General features: G+C 72.2%; 18 protein-coding genes. 13 read left to right on the forward strand and 5 right to left on the reverse strand.

The genetic code is table 11. The features are described 5' to 3' along the window. From P3H78_RS30865 to P3H78_RS30885, 5 genes are all read left to right on the forward strand, one after another. Window positions 1-932: competence protein CoiA family protein (locus P3H78_RS30865; RefSeq protein ID WP_276112486.1), on the forward strand; the 932-nt coding region annotated here is incomplete at its 5' end. Between the two features lie 109 nt (window positions 933-1,041). Continuing rightward, window positions 1,042-1,335 carry a WhiB family transcriptional regulator gene (locus P3H78_RS30870; RefSeq protein ID WP_276112487.1) on the forward strand — a complete coding sequence of 98 codons (294 nt, stop codon included), beginning with the start codon at window positions 1,042-1,044 and terminating at the stop codon, window positions 1,333-1,335. 214 nt (window positions 1,336-1,549) lie between these two features. Continuing rightward, entirely contained in the window at window positions 1,550-1,876 is a 327-nt protein-coding gene (locus P3H78_RS30875) for a hypothetical protein (RefSeq protein WP_237498159.1), read from the forward strand. Window positions 1,877-2,112: 236 nt separating this feature from the next. Then, the gene (locus P3H78_RS30880) at window positions 2,113-3,195 is read left to right on the forward strand and encodes a bifunctional DNA primase/polymerase (protein ID WP_276112488.1); all 1,083 of its coding nucleotides are present in this window, start codon (window positions 2,113-2,115) and stop codon (window positions 3,193-3,195) included. Then, on the forward strand, window positions 3,192-4,808 hold the full coding sequence (locus P3H78_RS30885; RefSeq protein ID WP_276112489.1) for an AICE element replication initiation protein: 1,617 nt from the start codon (window positions 3,192-3,194) through the stop codon (window positions 4,806-4,808). The genes P3H78_RS30880 and P3H78_RS30885 overlap by 4 nt, the downstream gene beginning before the upstream one ends. A gap of 695 nt (window positions 4,809-5,503) precedes the next feature. On the opposite strand, the gene P3H78_RS30890 is transcribed toward P3H78_RS30885, so the two are convergent. Continuing rightward, window positions 5,504-5,683: a hypothetical protein gene (locus P3H78_RS30890; protein WP_276112490.1), complete on the reverse strand. Its 180-nt coding sequence runs from the start codon at window positions 5,681-5,683 to the stop codon at window positions 5,504-5,506. Between the two features lie 9 nt (window positions 5,684-5,692). On the opposite strand from P3H78_RS30890, the gene P3H78_RS30895 reads away from it, so the two are divergent. Further along, the gene (locus P3H78_RS30895) at window positions 5,693-6,085 is read left to right on the forward strand and encodes a hypothetical protein (protein WP_276112491.1); all 393 of its coding nucleotides are present in this window, start codon (window positions 5,693-5,695) and stop codon (window positions 6,083-6,085) included. 636 nt (window positions 6,086-6,721) lie between these two features. Here the strand turns inward: P3H78_RS30895 and P3H78_RS30900 are convergent. Together P3H78_RS30900 and P3H78_RS30905 are read right to left on the reverse strand one after the other, a co-directional pair. Further along, window positions 6,722-6,958 carry a hypothetical protein gene (locus P3H78_RS30900; protein WP_276112492.1) on the reverse strand — a complete coding sequence of 79 codons (237 nt, stop codon included), beginning with the start codon at window positions 6,956-6,958 and terminating at the stop codon, window positions 6,722-6,724. An 18-nt stretch (window positions 6,959-6,976) separates the two neighbouring features. After that, window positions 6,977-7,273, reverse strand: coding sequence for a hypothetical protein (locus tag P3H78_RS30905; protein WP_276112493.1), 297 nt, complete (start codon window positions 7,271-7,273; stop codon window positions 6,977-6,979). Between the two features lie 292 nt (window positions 7,274-7,565). Between P3H78_RS30905 and P3H78_RS30910 the strand changes: the two genes are divergently transcribed. From P3H78_RS30910 to P3H78_RS30920, 3 genes are all read left to right on the forward strand, one after another. Further along, window positions 7,566-7,979, forward strand: a complete 414-nt coding sequence (locus tag P3H78_RS30910; protein ID WP_276112494.1) for a hypothetical protein — start codon at window positions 7,566-7,568, stop codon at window positions 7,977-7,979. Window positions 7,980-8,003: 24 nt separating this feature from the next. After that, complete coding sequence (locus P3H78_RS30915) at window positions 8,004-8,795, forward strand: hypothetical protein (RefSeq protein WP_276112495.1); 792 nt, start codon at window positions 8,004-8,006, stop codon at window positions 8,793-8,795. A 78-nt stretch (window positions 8,796-8,873) separates the two neighbouring features. Further along, window positions 8,874-9,704: a hypothetical protein gene (locus tag P3H78_RS30920; RefSeq protein ID WP_276112496.1), complete on the forward strand. Its 831-nt coding sequence runs from the start codon at window positions 8,874-8,876 to the stop codon at window positions 9,702-9,704. Window positions 9,705-9,765: 61 nt separating this feature from the next. Here P3H78_RS30920 and P3H78_RS30925 read toward each other — a convergent pair whose 3' ends face one another. Further along, window positions 9,766-10,284, reverse strand: a complete 519-nt coding sequence (locus P3H78_RS30925) for a hypothetical protein (protein WP_276112497.1) — start codon at window positions 10,282-10,284, stop codon at window positions 9,766-9,768. 470 nt (window positions 10,285-10,754) lie between these two features. On the opposite strand from P3H78_RS30925, the gene P3H78_RS30930 reads away from it, so the two are divergent. Both P3H78_RS30930 and P3H78_RS30935 read left to right on the forward strand, forming a co-directional pair. Beyond that, on the forward strand, window positions 10,755-11,198 hold the full coding sequence (locus P3H78_RS30930) for a hypothetical protein (protein ID WP_276112498.1): 444 nt from the start codon (window positions 10,755-10,757) through the stop codon (window positions 11,196-11,198). A gap of 273 nt (window positions 11,199-11,471) precedes the next feature. After that, on the forward strand, window positions 11,472-12,194 hold the full coding sequence (locus P3H78_RS30935) for a SpoIIE family protein phosphatase (protein WP_276112499.1): 723 nt from the start codon (window positions 11,472-11,474) through the stop codon (window positions 12,192-12,194). Window positions 12,195-12,227: 33 nt separating this feature from the next. On the opposite strand, the gene P3H78_RS30940 is transcribed toward P3H78_RS30935, so the two are convergent. Continuing rightward, entirely contained in the window at window positions 12,228-12,953 is a 726-nt protein-coding gene (locus P3H78_RS30940; RefSeq protein ID WP_276112500.1) for a hypothetical protein, read from the reverse strand. A 508-nt stretch (window positions 12,954-13,461) separates the two neighbouring features. On the opposite strand from P3H78_RS30940, the gene P3H78_RS30945 reads away from it, so the two are divergent. Beyond that, on the forward strand, window positions 13,462-14,604 hold the full coding sequence (locus P3H78_RS30945; protein WP_276112501.1) for a competence protein CoiA family protein: 1,143 nt from the start codon (window positions 13,462-13,464) through the stop codon (window positions 14,602-14,604). Window positions 14,605-14,618: 14 nt separating this feature from the next. Continuing rightward, entirely contained in the window at window positions 14,619-14,774 is a 156-nt protein-coding gene (locus P3H78_RS30950) for a hypothetical protein (protein WP_276112502.1), read from the forward strand. The last annotated feature ends 8 nt before the right edge of the window (window positions 14,775-14,782 follow it).

The raw sequence follows: 14,782 nt of genomic DNA on the forward strand, positions 1-14,782 counted from the left end.
GAGCGCGGCGCCACCACTTCGCCCACCGCCCCGGGGAGGGCGAGCACGACGCCGAAACGGGCCCGGAGACGCTGTGGCACCTGAGCGCGAAGGACGTCCTGGGCCGGTGGGCAGCAACCCACCCGGACCTGGCCAGCTGGACCCTGCACCTCGATGACACCCCCATCACGCTGCCGGACGGATGGCGGCGACCCGACGTGCTCGCCGTCTCTCCCGACGGGGTCAAGGTGGCCTTCGAGGTCCAGTACTCCGCGCTCACCGGCACCGACTGGAAAGCCCGCCACGACTTCTACGCCAAGGCCGGTGTGGTCGACATCTGGCTGTTCGCCCACCACGGCCCGCAGTGGCGGCCCGCCACCACCAGACAGCTCCGCCGCGCAGAGCTCGTCTGGCGCGATCCCGACTGGGCCGCAACCGTCCAGCTCAGCGGCCTGCACCAGACGATGCTGCGGCATGGTGTGATCCCGCTGTGGCTCGACCCGACCACCCAGACGATCGGCACCGCCACGACCCGCGTCCACCCCGCGAACACCTCGCCGGGCGAACGCCTGTGGGAGGACAGTGCCTACACCCTGCCGCCCCGCCGCACCTTCCGCGCCTGCCATGTCGCTGCCGACGCGCTGCAGCAGTGCGAGGTGGACCTGGAGGCCGGGGAACTGCTCACCCCGGCCCGGCGTGAGCAGCGCGAGGAGCACCAGCGCCTGGAGCAGGACGAACAGGCCGCGCGGGACCGGGCGTCTCGCCATGAGGAGCGGCTCCAGGCCGAGTGGGACCGGCACCAGCAGCAGGAGCAGCGGCGCAAGGACGCGGAACGCGCCGCCGCGGAGGCACGCCAGCAGATACCGCTGAAGGAGCAGTTCCCCCCGCTGTTCCGGCAGGACCCGCCACCCGCGAAGCCGCCGTGGTGGAAGTTCTGGCCGCGCAGGACATGACCGCGCCGGACACTTCCGGCAGGGCGACGAACCGACCCGCACCGCACCGGTCGTGACCTGCGCAATAAGCTCGGCCTTGTCGCCGAGCCGCGACGGGGGGAGGACAGACATGACCAGTGCGAGGACCTACTGGCACGAGGACGCGGCCTGCCGCGGCGCCGACCCAGACGAGCTGTTCGCCGACAGCACCCGACAGAACCGGGCCAAGGCCATCTGCACGGGCTGCCCGGTGCGCACCGAGTGCCTGGTAGAAGCCCTCGACAATCGGGTCGAATGGGGCGTGTGGGGCGGCATGACCGAACGGGAACGCAGAGCACTGCTGCGCCGCAAGCCCCACGTCGCCTCCTGGCGGCATGTCCTGGAAAGGGCCCAGCGCGAGCATGAACAGCCGCGCGCCAGCTGACCGTTCGCCCCCATGACGCAGATGGCTGACCTGTACGACAAGTCGGCCCTGCCGCACGCCTGTCAACCAGGCCATGAGAACGGCGAATTCCCAGGTCACACGCGCAGGGGATGGGTGCGCAAAAAGTAGCTCTGTGTGATGTATGGTCGGCCCGCACTGCATAAAAAAGGCGCTTGGGCGCCTCTTATGGGTCCGCTGCTACACGGGAGGGGTAATGACCGACCGAGACGATTCCGTTGAAGTGCGCCTTCGCGGGGTCATCAAGGAAGTCCTGTCCTTGACCTGCGAGACGCACACCGACCTGGGGCGCGCCCTCGGGATGCCCGGCAGGCTGGTCGCACGCCGGCAGGCGGGCACCACCCAGTGGAGCGTGCCCGAACTCGGCCAACTTGCCGGGCATTGGAACATTCCGCCCTGGTGTCTGCTGTCCGACCTGCCCGACGTCCTGCTGGCGCTTCCTGAGAAGCGGGTCGCCGAACTGCGCGGCGCCAAGGGGCACCAGCCGGTTCACTTCAAGCCGCCGACGCCGGTCGCGGCGTGACATGGAAGCGGCCCGGGACCGTAGTCCCGGGCCACAAGAAGGTCTCGCGCTCTCCCTCGTCAAAGGTGCCGCGGGCCCTTCCCGAACAAGCTGTGATGCCGCGCTCCGCCCGCATCACCCCGGCCCGAGTCCCCCCGGGCGCGCCCTCCATTGTACTGGGGAGGCGCCGCCCATGGGGTGTCGGCGTATGGGGCGAGAGGGTGGAGCGGCCCGCAACACGGCGGAAAAAGGACATTGTGCTGGCCAGAACCGAATCCCCCCGTGCGGGGGGTCCAGGCCGTGCCTCCCCCCACCGAATTGCCCGCTGGTGCGCCGAGCAGGGTTGGTTCGTTCATCCGCTCGCCCCGGGCCTGAAGATCCCGCCGGCGAACTGCTCACGCTGCCGCGAGACGATCGCCGGGCAGCCCAACACGGACTACATCCCGCACAAGACCGAAGAGTGCCGGTGCATCGAAGCGGGCCGCCACTGCCACGGCGTTCGGGCCGCCACCACCGACCCCGCTCTCATTGACCAGTGGTGGAGCGAGAACCCCGCGTACGGGATCGGCGTCGCCGCCGGCCCGTCCAACTTGCTGATCGTCGACCTGGACATGCACCAGTCGACACCGCCGGAGGCGGAGAAGATCCTCCCCGGCCTCGACCTGCCCGAGGACCTCGATCCCGAAGCCGTCCGCTCCGGTCTCGACGCGCTCGCCCTGCTGTGCACGCTGCGCCGGGCGCCGTTGCTCACTGAGTCCCCCGAGACATTCAGCGTCCGCACCCCCTCGGGGGGCCTGCACCTGTGGTACGCCGTCGAGGACGGAACTCAGTGGCGCATGGACAGCCGCGGGCGCCTGGGCTGGCAGATCGACATCCGCGCCGACCGCTCCTACGCGGTCGCCCCCGGCACCTGCACCCGCGACGGCCGCTACGTGCCCGAGGGCACCTGCCGCAGGCCCGCGCCGCTTCCGCGCTGGCTTGCCAACGACCTCGCGCGGGCCGGACTCAAGCACCGCAACCCTGTGCGCCGTCCATTCGCCCGCCTGAGCCTGCCGGACTTCGCGGCCGGACGCGGCTACGTCGCCACCGCCGTACGCGAAGAACTCGAAGCCGTCGCCGCGTGCCACAGCGGCCGCAACGACCAGCTCAACAAGAGCGCGTTCAGCCTCGGACAGCTGGTCGGGGCCGGGCTGGTGGACCGAGACGAAGTGCACCGCGCCCTGACAGAGGCGGCCCAGGCTGCCGGCGTCGACCCGGACGAGGCCAAGGCCCAGTCCACGATCCGCCGCGCCCTCGAGGCCGGCTCCCGGGTGCCGCGACGGATCGGGGCCCCGACGTGAGCGAGACGACCACCCAGCGCACCGTGCCCGCCCCCAGCGCCGAACGCGAGGACCCACCGAGCGCCGCCTATGCCGGTGCCGCCCAGACCGCGGCCGCGATGACCGCGCATCTGCCGCAACGGGAGGAGCGCGAAACCGACAGCGGCCGACCGCGCCAGGCCGACATCCTGCGGGCGATCGGCGAGACCGGATACCGCTTCGTGCGCTGCGACCAGACCATTTACGCGGTAGCCGTCGACGGTGGCCCCATCGCCCGGCCGATCCGCGCCAAGGGCGGCGGCGGGGCCACCGGCTCCCTGCGCCAGTGCCTGATCCGCGAGTACATCCGCAGCACCGGCCGCACTCCCTCGCAGGCCGCGCTCGCCGACGCGATGGCCTCCCTTGAAGCGATCGCGATGGAGTCCCCCAGCCAGGACATCTTCCTACGGGTCGCCGCCGACCCAGTGGACAGGTGGACTACCTGGCTCGATCTCGGCCGCAACGACGGCGTCTCGGTGTGCATCGAACCGGGCCGGTGGTCGGTCCTGTCCCCGGACCCGGTCGACGGCCCCCTGTGGCGCCGCAGCCGCCTGCTGCGCGAGATGCCCATCCCCGACCACCCCCGTGGCGGCTGGCAGCAGGGCATCGAACTGCTGCGTCAGGTCCTGCCGATGAGCCCCGACTCCTATCCCATGGCCGTGGCCTGGCTGCTGGCCGCGATGCGCCCGAACATGCCCCGCCCCGTCGCCTATCTCACCGGCGAACAGGGCACCGGCAAGTCCACCGGCGGGCGCATGATGCTGCGCCTGGTCGACGGCATCGACGCGCACCTGCGCTCCGTGCCGAAGACGGAGGACGACCTCGCGGTGACGACGGCGGCGGGCTGGTGCCTGGCCCTGGACAACCTGAGCGGCATCCCGCTGTGGCTGTCCGACTTCCTCAGCCGGGTCGTCACCGGAGACGCTCTGACCAAACGAGAGCTCTACTCAGACGACGACGTCGTGGTCCTGCTCTACCAGCGGCCCGTCCTGCTCACCGGCATCGACGTCGGCGCCCTGCAGGGCGACCTGGCCGAGCGGATGATGCCCATCCAGCTCGAGCCCATGACCGGCAAGCAGCGGCGCACCGAGCGCAAGCTGTGGGAGACCTACGGCAAGGCGCACCCCGAGATCCTCGGAGGGCTCCTGGACCTGGCGGCCCTGGTCTGGCAGAAAATCCCCGAGGCAGAGGCGAAGCTGACCGAGCGGCCGCGCATGGCCGACTGGGCCGAGCTGCTGTGGGCCCTGGATCAGGTAACCGGCTGGAGCACCCTCACCACCTACACCGGAGCCCAGGAAGCGCTGATCGACGACGTCATCGACGGCGACCCGGTGGCCACCGCCGTACTGCGCTGGGCCCTGGCTCAGCCCAGCCCTTGGACGTGGGAGGGACCGGCCGCCCAGCTCCTTGAACTCCTCCAGGCCCCGGCCGGACCCGACAAGGACTGGCCACGCACCCCTGCGGTCCTCTCCAGCCGGCTCGTGCGGGCCGCGCCCGCGCTGCGACGCCGCGGTGTCGACGTACGCAAACTGCAGCGCACCAAGACCGGCCGCCCGCTGCGGATCTCCACCGAGCCGGGCGCCGCGAACGGCTGACCCGCTGCTGTGTGCCCCGCGCCGTAGTGCGCGGGGCACAGCAACGACGGGCGGTCCACCGGAGTACGAATGCCGACCACGCCCGGTATGTCCTGCTGCGCGTGGGCATGCTGCTGGCGTGATGAAGCGACCGCAGCCTGGACCGCCACCTCCTGCACCGCTGACTTCGAGCGCGTGCTGATGGTCCGCACCCTCGACATTCCGGCCGGGTCGAACACCGTCACCGCCCTCGGCCACGGACCGGGCTTCGACTTCGGCGCTGCGGACGACCCAGTTGCTTGCCGCCTGGCGGGCGCCAACGTCCTGCCCTGCACGGGCCGCCGGGGGAGCCGAAGACGCATCGGTGCAGCTTCGGTGAGACAGGTCAGCGTGGGACGTGGGCTGGTGACGCACTCCGCGATCGGTGACGCACCGGGTGACGCACTCGGTGACGCACATCCACCCTCAAAAACCTGCTCCGACCTGCGCTTTCCTGCATTCACCCGGGAGAGGTGACGCAGGTGACGCACTTTCCCCCTATCTCTCTGTGAGAGAAAAAAGGGACGAAAGGGGGTATAGAGAGATACCCGGAAAGTGCGTCACCTGCGTCACCATCCCCTGCGAGTCAGACAAAACAGCAGGTCAGGCGGTATGTAGCAGGTGCAGAGTGCGTCACCGACTGCGTCACCCGCCCGTCACCACCGTCACCGAGTGCGTCACCCCGCGCCTGCCCGGCCCGCAGCGACCTGGCCGGGCAGGGGAGTGGCGGGGCTGTCGAGCCAGCTGCGGCGGGCGTCGGTGCGCTCCGCGCTCACACCGAACCGGGTCCGGCCCGGCCGACCGCACTCGTCCCACCAGTTCCAGGCCGCGTACACATGGCGTTGCCCGGCTGCCAAGATGCCGTCATGCACGCGCCGCCGATCGCCTGTCCCGCTGACCAGGTCCCGGACGCCACCGGCGTCACCGCCTTCAACCGCGCCTACGGCGAGGCCCGGGATGCGGGCGCGGTGTTCGTCTGCGTCGCCCGCAGCGGGCAGCGCTGGACGGTGAAGACCGACACGAACACCGCGGCGTCCGGGCACGCCGTCAGCGACGTCGCGGCCGCCGCCGTGGGCGAGGCCATCGACCGTCTCCGCGACCGGCGCGAGGTGCGCCTTGCGCCCCGGCTGGCCCGGCCGGGCAGCACCGTGCTGTACGACATCGCGGGCGAGGAGCGGGCCCGGCAGATCGCGGCGGCCCTGCACGCCGCTCTCCACGGCGACCTGGACCCGCTGGCCCGCGCTGTGCCCACCGCCTGAACCCGCAACGCCGGCCGGCGCCGGACTCGTGATCCGGCTGCCCGGTCCGCCCGGCGGGACGCCCCCGCACCTGGTCGTGCCAAGTGCCGGAACCAGGCGCCCTGCGGCGGTACCGGCCGCTTCCCCGGACGGCAGGATGAAGGGACCTCCTGTTCTGCTGGGGCGGATGGGGAGAGCCCGGGGCGGCGGTGCGGCCACCGTCCCGGGTGCCCCGAAGGGATCGAGCTGGACGAGGGGCACCGTGACGGAGCAAGCACCCCCGGCAGCCGGTGAGCGGCTCACCGGGGACGCCGGAGCACGCGAGGGTGCCGTGGAGGACTTCGCGACCCAGGACATCGCGGCGATGAGGGAGCAGGGCGACCTGCCCGCGTTCATGCGCCTGCAGATCCGCCCGGTGCGATCCCCCGTCCAGGTCGTGGCGCTGTGGCAGAGATTCTCCGCTCCCGCCGGTCACAAGCCCGGCGCCTGGCCGTCGGCCGCACCGCTGGGCGCGGACTACCGGCGGGGTCCTGGGGAGCCTGAACTGTGCGATTGTGTCCGGTGCCTGGCGCTGGCGGCCCCGTGCGGGGACAGCCCTTGCCGGTGCCCGCGGTGTGGCACCGCGCACGCCCCAGCGGCGTGACGGGCTCGCCGGGACTAGTCGAGTCCGGCGTAGGTGATGCTGAGGACCGTGATGGTCCGGGTCTGGTCGCCGATCAGGAGTACGACGGCAAGGTCCCCTGCGGCCCACAGCCGCATCAGTCCGTCATCGACGTCGCCGTACGGGTTGGTGGCCGCCCGGGGGTCGTTGACCGAGTCGAGCAGGAACTGAGCGACCCGGGCGCGCGCTTTGTCCGGAAGGTCCCGGTATGCGGCGTGCAGTGTGGAGTCCATGTAGATCCGGTACATGGTTCAGGCGGCCCGGCTCTCCACGATCAGGTCGGTGACGTCCGTGTACTGCTCGGGGAGCTGCCCTCCGTGCTGCCGCTGGTAGGCGTGCAGCTCACGGCCGCGTTCGGCGGCGGTCGTCAGGTCCTCGATGACCTTGATCCACTTCTCGCCGAGCGCGGCGAGCCCCGACAGCGGCGTGGTGTTCAGCTGCCGCACGAACTCCATGCGCATGCCGGCGTCCGGCAGGGCATGGGCGATGGAGTCGGGGGTCCAGTCGTCGCTACCCATGATCACAACCGCCTCGAAGGTCGTCGGCACGTGCCGCTGCTCCCTTCAGCGTAGCGGTCCGGCGGTGCCCGGCGGGAGAAAACCAACACGAGCTCCGGCCCTCCGCAGGCTCGAAGCCGCCGGGCAGACCTGAAGCTGGTGTCGACGCAGGGGCCGGGTGCGGCCGGACCGGACGAGCATCCCGCTGGGCGGGACAGGGGGGCCGGACACCGTCGCAGCTCCCGGGAAGCAGCTCGGCGTCAGCCGCCCGGTGCCCTGCGGAGCTGGTTGCCTCGGAGCGGTCCGGCACCACGGCCGGGCCCCGCCGGCTTGGAGGACCCGGATGAAGTCGACGCGCATGCGGCTGGCCCGCGCCGCCGTACCCGCCGTGGCGCGGGGCGCCCTGATGGCGGCCAGCGCCGCAACCGCCTCGGCGGCGACCACCTGGTGGTACAGCGGCGGCCCGCACGGCAGCGGCGCCGCAGCGACTTTCCGCGAGCAGGGCGACCGGCTGGAGGTGTGCGACGTCAGTACCGACGGCTACCGCGCGCTGGTGGACGTCCAGACCGCCGCCGGCGCGCACGTCTACCGCGTCACCGACAGCTATAACGACGGCAAGTGCACCGTCGTGAGCGCTGCCGACGGCCGCCACAACATCGCCGAGAAGCGCTCCTACAAGCTGCGGGTCTGCGTGGTCAAGATCGGACAGAGCCCCTCGTACTGCAAGTCCTCCGCCACCTTCTACAACGACCACTGACTGCGGCGAAGGGGGAGTGACCGCGTGGAAAGCAGCGTGCTGAAGCACCCGCGGATCGCGGAGGCCGTCGAGACCCTCGTGGCCTCCGGGGGAGGACGCATCACCTACGACGTCGGCGGCGGTGGCCGGGAGACGCTCCTCGCCGCCGGCGCGCGGCTGGCGGCCGAGACGAACGCCCCGCTGACGATCGTGGAAGCCCGCAGCCTCCACTCCGACGTCCGCGCCTTCGTCCGCGAGGTACAGCCGCAGGCGCGCAGCGCCGTCATATCCGCAGAGGAAGCGGCCCTGCAGCCGGCCGGCAGCATCAACGGCGTCCTGGCCGTGCACGCCGATGTCCTGCGCGACGCCGACGTGCGCGAGCCGCTGCTCGCGATGGCCCACAGCGCCGACCACCTCCTCGTGGCGCGCCACGACTACAGCGACACCACCCTCGACGCGCTCGCCACCCCAGGCCTCGTCCTTCGGCTCCGTGATCTGATGCCTTCAGCTCCTCGCCCGGCGCCGGTCACCGTGTCGCCCCCGCCGATGGACATGAGCGTGGCCCTGCGCCTGGTCGGGCAGGCCAACCGTGACGTCCTGCCCGACCAGGTTGAGTTCTTCGACGAAATGGCCGAGGTGCTGAAGAGGACGGACCCCGCCGAGGTCAAGCAGCGAGTCGGCGAACTCCGCAGCAAGTACGAGGCGACCATCGAGCTGGCTCGCCGGCGCCGAGCCGCGCCCGGGCCCACCGATCCGGCACGGACGCCCCGCGACCACGGCCAAGAACAGTCCGCCGCCCACCAGGAGCACCGGTCCCAGGGGACCGGCCGCACCTAGCCACCTGTCCAGACCGACCTCCGGCACGGTCCGGCCGAGTCGCCGGCTGTACCCGGGAGACAGACCGAAAGGCCCCGCATGAGCGATGCGATCAACCACCCCGAGGCGGCACAGCTCATCGACTCGCTGGTGGACTCCGGCGGAGGCATCGTTGCCTACGAGTTCGGGGCCCCCGGCCGACAGATCGCGATAGCCGCAGGGGCGCATCTGGCCGCCCGCACGGGGACGGTGTTGACCGCGATCGACTTCCGCCACCTGCTGCCCCAGATCCGTACCACCGTCGCCGAACTGCACCCCGACCTCGTCTGCACTCCCATGTCCGTCGGTGAGGCGGTCCAGCACCCGGAGCGCAACACCGGCGGCGTCCTGGTCGTGCACGCCGACTTCCTGCACGACCCCGGTACCCGCGAGGCCCTCCTCGCGCGGGCCGCCGCAGCCGACCGGCTCATCGTGGCCAGCCGCGCCGACACCGAGGAACCCGTGCTCAACACCCTCCCCGGCCCCCGCTTCACGGTGAGAGCCCTGCCCGCTGTCCCTCGCAGTGACTCGGGCCCCGGCATCCACAAGCGATTCGAGGCTGCCGCCGGCACGTCGTCCCCGCCCTGGCTCGCCGAGATGCGGGAGCGCCAAGAGAGTTTCGTCCGGCAGCTCAAGCAGCGAGCACCAGGTGCACACGACCCGGCGGGCTTCGGGGAGTTCGACGTCAGCTTCGAGGAGCTCACGGAGGCGGTCCAGAACGCGGACCCCGACGAACTCCGGCGCCGCATCGCACATATTCAGCAGCAGCACAGCCAGCGGGCCATCGGCTCTCCCGCCCCGGACGCGCCGCCGCCCCGCGACCACGGCCACAGCGAGGGACACGCCGCTACGCAGCATCAGCAGGGCCCCCAGGGCATCAGCCCCACGTAGACCGCCGTCCGACGCGGAACTTGGCTGATGCCGAGCCGTCCAGGCCGTCGGCGGGACTACATCACAGCCAGCTTCGCAGGTGATCGCTCATGTACTGCTCCTCGCCGGCCACCAGCCGCGAGGTCAGGCCCTCCATCCGCTGCCGGTTCAGGTCGAAGACCTCGGTCAGCTCCTGCGAGGCATAGACGCAGAGGCTGTCGTCATCGACGCCGGTGTCCTCGTCGACCCCCATCTCCTCCAGCCGCTCCATCCCGATCCACCGCCCGTCGACATAGAGCACAGCCTGAAAGTACGGCTCGCGGTCGTGCGGGCGCCGGAGCAACCGATAGGCGTGCACGACGACCTCGGCGTTCCTGAGACCCGGCATCATGCCTTCGGTGTGCACACCGCACTCATACGCAAGGTCCAGCTCGGACTGGATGTCGAGAACAGCGGCGGTCGCATCCCATCGCGCCTGGCCGATTCCCGGAGCTGCCAGCCAACCCATCACCGACCACCCTCCGACACTGCCGACCAGATCCATCCGCTGTCCGGACGCAGCCGGATGCGCCCAGTCCAGAGCCGATTCTCCGTCGCCCACTGTGTCTCCTCGCCCTTGACGCGCAGTACCTTGCCGCTGAGCCTGTCCTGCCCGCCGGGCTCCCGGGCAGCAGCCGCGACTTCGTCCCGCCCCGCGGCCCGCCGCCCTCCTGGCGATGGCGGACGACTCCCGAGCGGCGGGAAACACGGAGATCGAGATGCCCGGCAAGCGCGAACGCCCGTCATCCGCCGACGGGGCACTGACCCGCGAGACCGCGAGACTGCGCGCTCTCTCACTGGCACCGCCTGCCTCAGCAGCTCCTGTGGTGGTTGCGCGGGCGGAACGGGGGACGTGGTGGGGCATACAGTGCCCCGGAGAATCCGGCGAACAAGGGGTGAACGGTGAACGCGGCGGCCTGGCCCACGACCTTGTCCCGGCGCCTTCCGTGGCGTCGCCGCCCCATTGCGGCCGCTGCCCGGACCCTCGCCTCCTGGAGCGCCGTCACGCGCCTGCAGACTCGCGGGCACCTGATGTGGCCCGCCCAGCAGATCACCGAGGCCCGGCGGGCGGCCCAGGGCGCTCTCGACGATCCGGACCGGCCCCTGGCCACCGTGGCGGACACGCTCGACATCACCCTCCCGCCCCAGATCCGCGACGCCGGCCCGGGCGCGGAGCAGCTCGCCCTCGCCCTGCGCCATGCCCACCGCGACGCCGGGCAACTCGCCACCGCCGCACCGCGCATCGCCCGTCGGACGCTCAGACGCCTGGCCGCCGATCTCGCGGAGGCGGAGGCGACGTTCGACCGCGTGTGCAACGACGTCCGCGGCGCCGACCTGCGCACCGCCGACCTCACCCACCTCTACCTCGGCGGACTGCGCTGGGACGCCGCCACCCAGTGGCCCGACGCATGGCGCGAGCGGATCCGCACCGCCTCAATCCCGGTGGACGGCATCCACCAGATCCGGGACCACTGACATACAGCGTCCCGGTGGCACGGGGGGACCACCGGGACGTCAACCCCCAGCCTACGCAGCACCGTTCACCTGCGCCCGGGGAACACGGGAAGTGACCGGATGCGGCCGCCGGAGCCGGCACCACCATCCCCACACCGGGCGCCGCCCCCCGGGTGTCACTCCTGCCCCAGCAGCCTCAACTTCGCATTCTGGTGGACTCCTTGATGCACTTCTTCGCCGGCCGGAGTACAGGGCGGGCCGACAAGGCCGGCGACCGACACGAAGGAGAAGACGATGGCCGAGACCAGTACCCGCCATGCGGCGGGCACGCAGGCGATCACGGTGGGGATGGCGCGGCGGCCGGGCACCGAGCCCCCGTGCGCCGACGGATACGACCTCCAGCGGCGCGGGCAGCGGGTGTGCGCCGCCGTCGTCGACGGCGCGGGCCACGACGCGGCAGTCGTCCGCTACGCCCAGGCGGTGCCGCCGGTGATCACCCACATCGGCATGACCATGGGCGGGCTCGCCGCTCTGACCACCGCCGGACAGATGGCCCACGCCTACGACACCCCGCCGCACGTCTCCGCCGTCTACGCCCGCATGGAGCCGGGCCAGCCCACCGCGATCCACTGGATCGGCGACTGCCGTGCCTACGCCTGGGACGGCGCCGCGCTCACCCAGTGGAGCACCGACCAGAGCATGGGGCAGTACCTGCGCCGCAACGGTGTGGCCGTGGACCTCGCCGCCGCCCACGACAACTGGTCCAGGACCGGGCTCGCTCAGGCCGGCGCGGGCATGTGCCGCGAGACGCAGATCCCCGAACATGTCCGCCTGGTCCTGCTCATGACCGACGGCATCCCGGACCAGGTGGACCCGGAGACGATGGAGCGGCTGTGCCGCGCGCACGAGGCGGACCCCCAGGCCCTGGCCGACGCTCTGACCGCAGCCGCGCAAGCCGACGCGGACGGCTACCGCGACGACGCCACCGTCATCGCCCTGCTGCGGCAGCCCGCCTGACGACCGGCAACCGGCGGGCGGCGGCGGGCGGGGTCAGGTGAGATCTTCCAGGCGGTGGCAGGTGAACGGCACCCCGCGCGCGGGCGCCACCACCACGACCTCCTCCGACCGGCTCGCGCCCACCAGCACGTCCAGGCCGCCCGCCGCGTCGAAGCCCTCCTTCGTCAGGACAGGGCGGACCAAGCGCGCGATCGCCAGCTCGGCGACCTGCGGTACGCGTACCGAGGTGCCGACCAGCCGGCGGACCCGCTGATACGCCAGCGCCCGCTCGTGCTCGGATGCTCCACCGCGCACCACCGCCATCAGATCGGCGGCCTTCGCCAGGCGCCGGGAGACCGCGGGCTCGAGGTAGGAGGTGCCGACGCGCTCCGCATGGTCCCGGGCGATCCGCCACGACACCTCCAGCTCGGCCACCGCCTCGTGATACGCGGCAACGAGCTCCTTGACGCCGTGGCGCACGGTCAGGCGGGCGTCGTCCGCGTTGATCCTCGCCCGGTCGAACCGCTCGGTGGCGGCGACGGACGGATCGTTGAGCGCGGGCCGCTCCAGCGCGGCCATGTAGTCGATGAGATGAGCGCCGTACTCCTCGAGCACCGCATCGTGGCGTGCCGTCGCGGCGGCGATGCGCTCCTGCACCGCCCACCGGGCACGCTCCTCCTTCCGCTGCCGGTCGTGCCGACGGCGCCCTGAGCGCACGGCCACGGTGAGGACGACCGCCACCGTCACGGCGGCGGCCAGCCCGGCCGCTGCGAGCCCCACCGCCCGCCACGGTATGGACACCGATCCCGGCCCTTCGGCGTCACCGCCGGGGCCGGGCATCCGCGCCCGCACGACCATGACGGCCACGGTGAGGACCACCCGCCCACCCAGCGCGCCACGGCCCGCTGCCGGGCCTCAGCCGCCTCGGAGGAGGACGACCGCGCGAGCATGAATGCGCGCGCCGTGCTGAACGCGGCGGCCATCAGCGCCATCGTCGAAGCGAGCGAGAGGAGAAGGGGGATGGTGCGGCTCACCGGGGCTGACCTCCTGCAGGAACCTGGCCGTACGGCCTGAACGACGAGGGCGGCCCCTCGCCCCCGCAGCCTGTGACACCTCCCGCCCCGCCTGTCCCGGACGACGCCCTTTGTCCCGCCCGGCGGACCGCCACGGAAGATGTTCCGCGCCCGGCGGTCCGCCCGGCGGGACGTCGCCCCCGCACGGCGTTCACCAGCACCTGCGTCACGAAAACTGCCAGCACCGAGCAGATGCAGAACGACGGGGGCAGTGCATGGCAGCGGACGATCTGCTGGTGGTCGGGCTCGACCTGGACACCGGCCGCCACGTCCACATCGAGGACCGGCCCATCGACCAGTGGCGCACGCTGGGCTACCGCCACCGCGAGAGTCTGGTGTGCGCGGCCTGCTTCCTCGGCCTGGACGGAGTACCGGCGGGCACGCGCGTCCCGCTGATCCCGCGGGGCAGGATCGGCGGCGCCCGGCGCCACCACTTCGCGCACCCGCCGCACATGGCCCCGCCCGGCGGCCACCACCCCGAAACGCTCTGGCACCTGGAGGCCAAGGCCCAGCTCGAACGGTGGGCGCGCTCGCTGCCCGACGTCACCGAGGTCCGCCAGGAGCAGTGGATTCCCGGCCGCGAGCGCCGCGCCGACGTCCACGTCCGCCTCGCCGACGGCTCCCGCCTCGCCCTGGAGGCCCAAAGCAGCCTGATCACCGATTCGTTGTGGCAGCAGCGCCACCGGGACTACGCCGCCGCCGGCATCCGCGACATCTGGTTCATGCGCCTGGGAACGGCACTGCCCCACGTCCTGCTCGCCGAGCAGAGCGCGGTGTGCATCCTCGACCTCGCCGACCGCCAGGTCCGCGTCCTGTGGGGCCAGCCCCACCCGCGCACCGGCCGATGGTGGGAGAGCGAGGAGCTGTCCCGCTACGCCCTGCACCACCCGCCCTGCGCGGGGGACGACCTCCACGAGGAAACCGTCCCCTTGGCCCAACTCGGCCTCGACAGCCACGGCCTGATGCTCTCCGAGGACCTGGAGCACAAGCTCGCCGCCGAGCACCAAGGCATCCGCCACAAGGCGGCCGAGGCCCGCCGCAAGGCCGAGCAGGACAACCAGCGCGCCCACCAACTGGCCGCCCAAGCCGGACACCATCACGAGGCCTCAACCCCGACACCCCCCTCGCGCCCCGTCCGGCAACCCGCCCGCCCCGTCCGCCGCGCCGCGCCGCCGCGGCCCCGCTGCGCGGTGTGCGGCGGCCGCCTGGCCGACGTCCTCGCCCGCTACGGCGTGCACATCTCGATCCGCACCGCCGACGGCTGGGTCGACTGCCTCGACCAGCCCTGCGCAGCCCCACGTCCACAGCTGGCCCCGGCCGCGCACACCCTCGCCGCGCCCGCTCCGCACGCCGCCTGACTTCGGGAGCCTCCATGAACATCACGCTGATCCGACGGAGCGCGCCCGCGCTGTACGTCTCCGGGCCGCAAGGGCCCGACGAGTTCGGCGCCGCCCGCTCCGAGCACCGACAGCCCCCCGCCCCCGTACAGCGTCAGCGCAGCGCGCTGCCCGGCCGCGCGGGGTGGTGAGGCACACG

The sequence above is a fragment of the Streptomyces tropicalis genome (assembly GCF_029269835.1).
In the GTDB taxonomy this organism is placed as follows: domain Bacteria; phylum Actinomycetota; class Actinomycetes; order Streptomycetales; family Streptomycetaceae; genus Streptomyces; species Streptomyces tropicalis.

Coding starts and splice junctions, on each gene's coding strand:
- P3H78_RS30895 (WP_276112491.1), top strand. CDS start 5,693: ATGCACGCGCCGCCGATCGCCTGTCCCGCTGACCAGGTCCCGGACGCC.
- P3H78_RS30930 (WP_276112498.1), top strand. CDS start 10,755: ATGTGGCCCGCCCAGCAGATCACCGAGGCCCGGCGGGCGGCCCAGGGC.
- P3H78_RS30935 (WP_276112499.1), top strand. CDS start 11,472: ATGGCCGAGACCAGTACCCGCCATGCGGCGGGCACGCAGGCGATCACG.
- P3H78_RS30870 (WP_276112487.1), top strand. CDS start 1,042: ATGACCAGTGCGAGGACCTACTGGCACGAGGACGCGGCCTGCCGCGGC.
- P3H78_RS30950 (WP_276112502.1), top strand. CDS start 14,619: ATGAACATCACGCTGATCCGACGGAGCGCGCCCGCGCTGTACGTCTCC.
- P3H78_RS30920 (WP_276112496.1), top strand. CDS start 8,874: ATGAGCGATGCGATCAACCACCCCGAGGCGGCACAGCTCATCGACTCG.
- P3H78_RS30875 (WP_237498159.1), top strand. CDS start 1,550: ATGACCGACCGAGACGATTCCGTTGAAGTGCGCCTTCGCGGGGTCATC.
- P3H78_RS30910 (WP_276112494.1), top strand. CDS start 7,566: ATGAAGTCGACGCGCATGCGGCTGGCCCGCGCCGCCGTACCCGCCGTG.
- P3H78_RS30900 (WP_276112492.1), bottom strand. CDS start 6,958: ATGGACTCCACACTGCACGCCGCATACCGGGACCTTCCGGACAAAGCG.
- P3H78_RS30945 (WP_276112501.1), top strand. CDS start 13,462: ATGGCAGCGGACGATCTGCTGGTGGTCGGGCTCGACCTGGACACCGGC.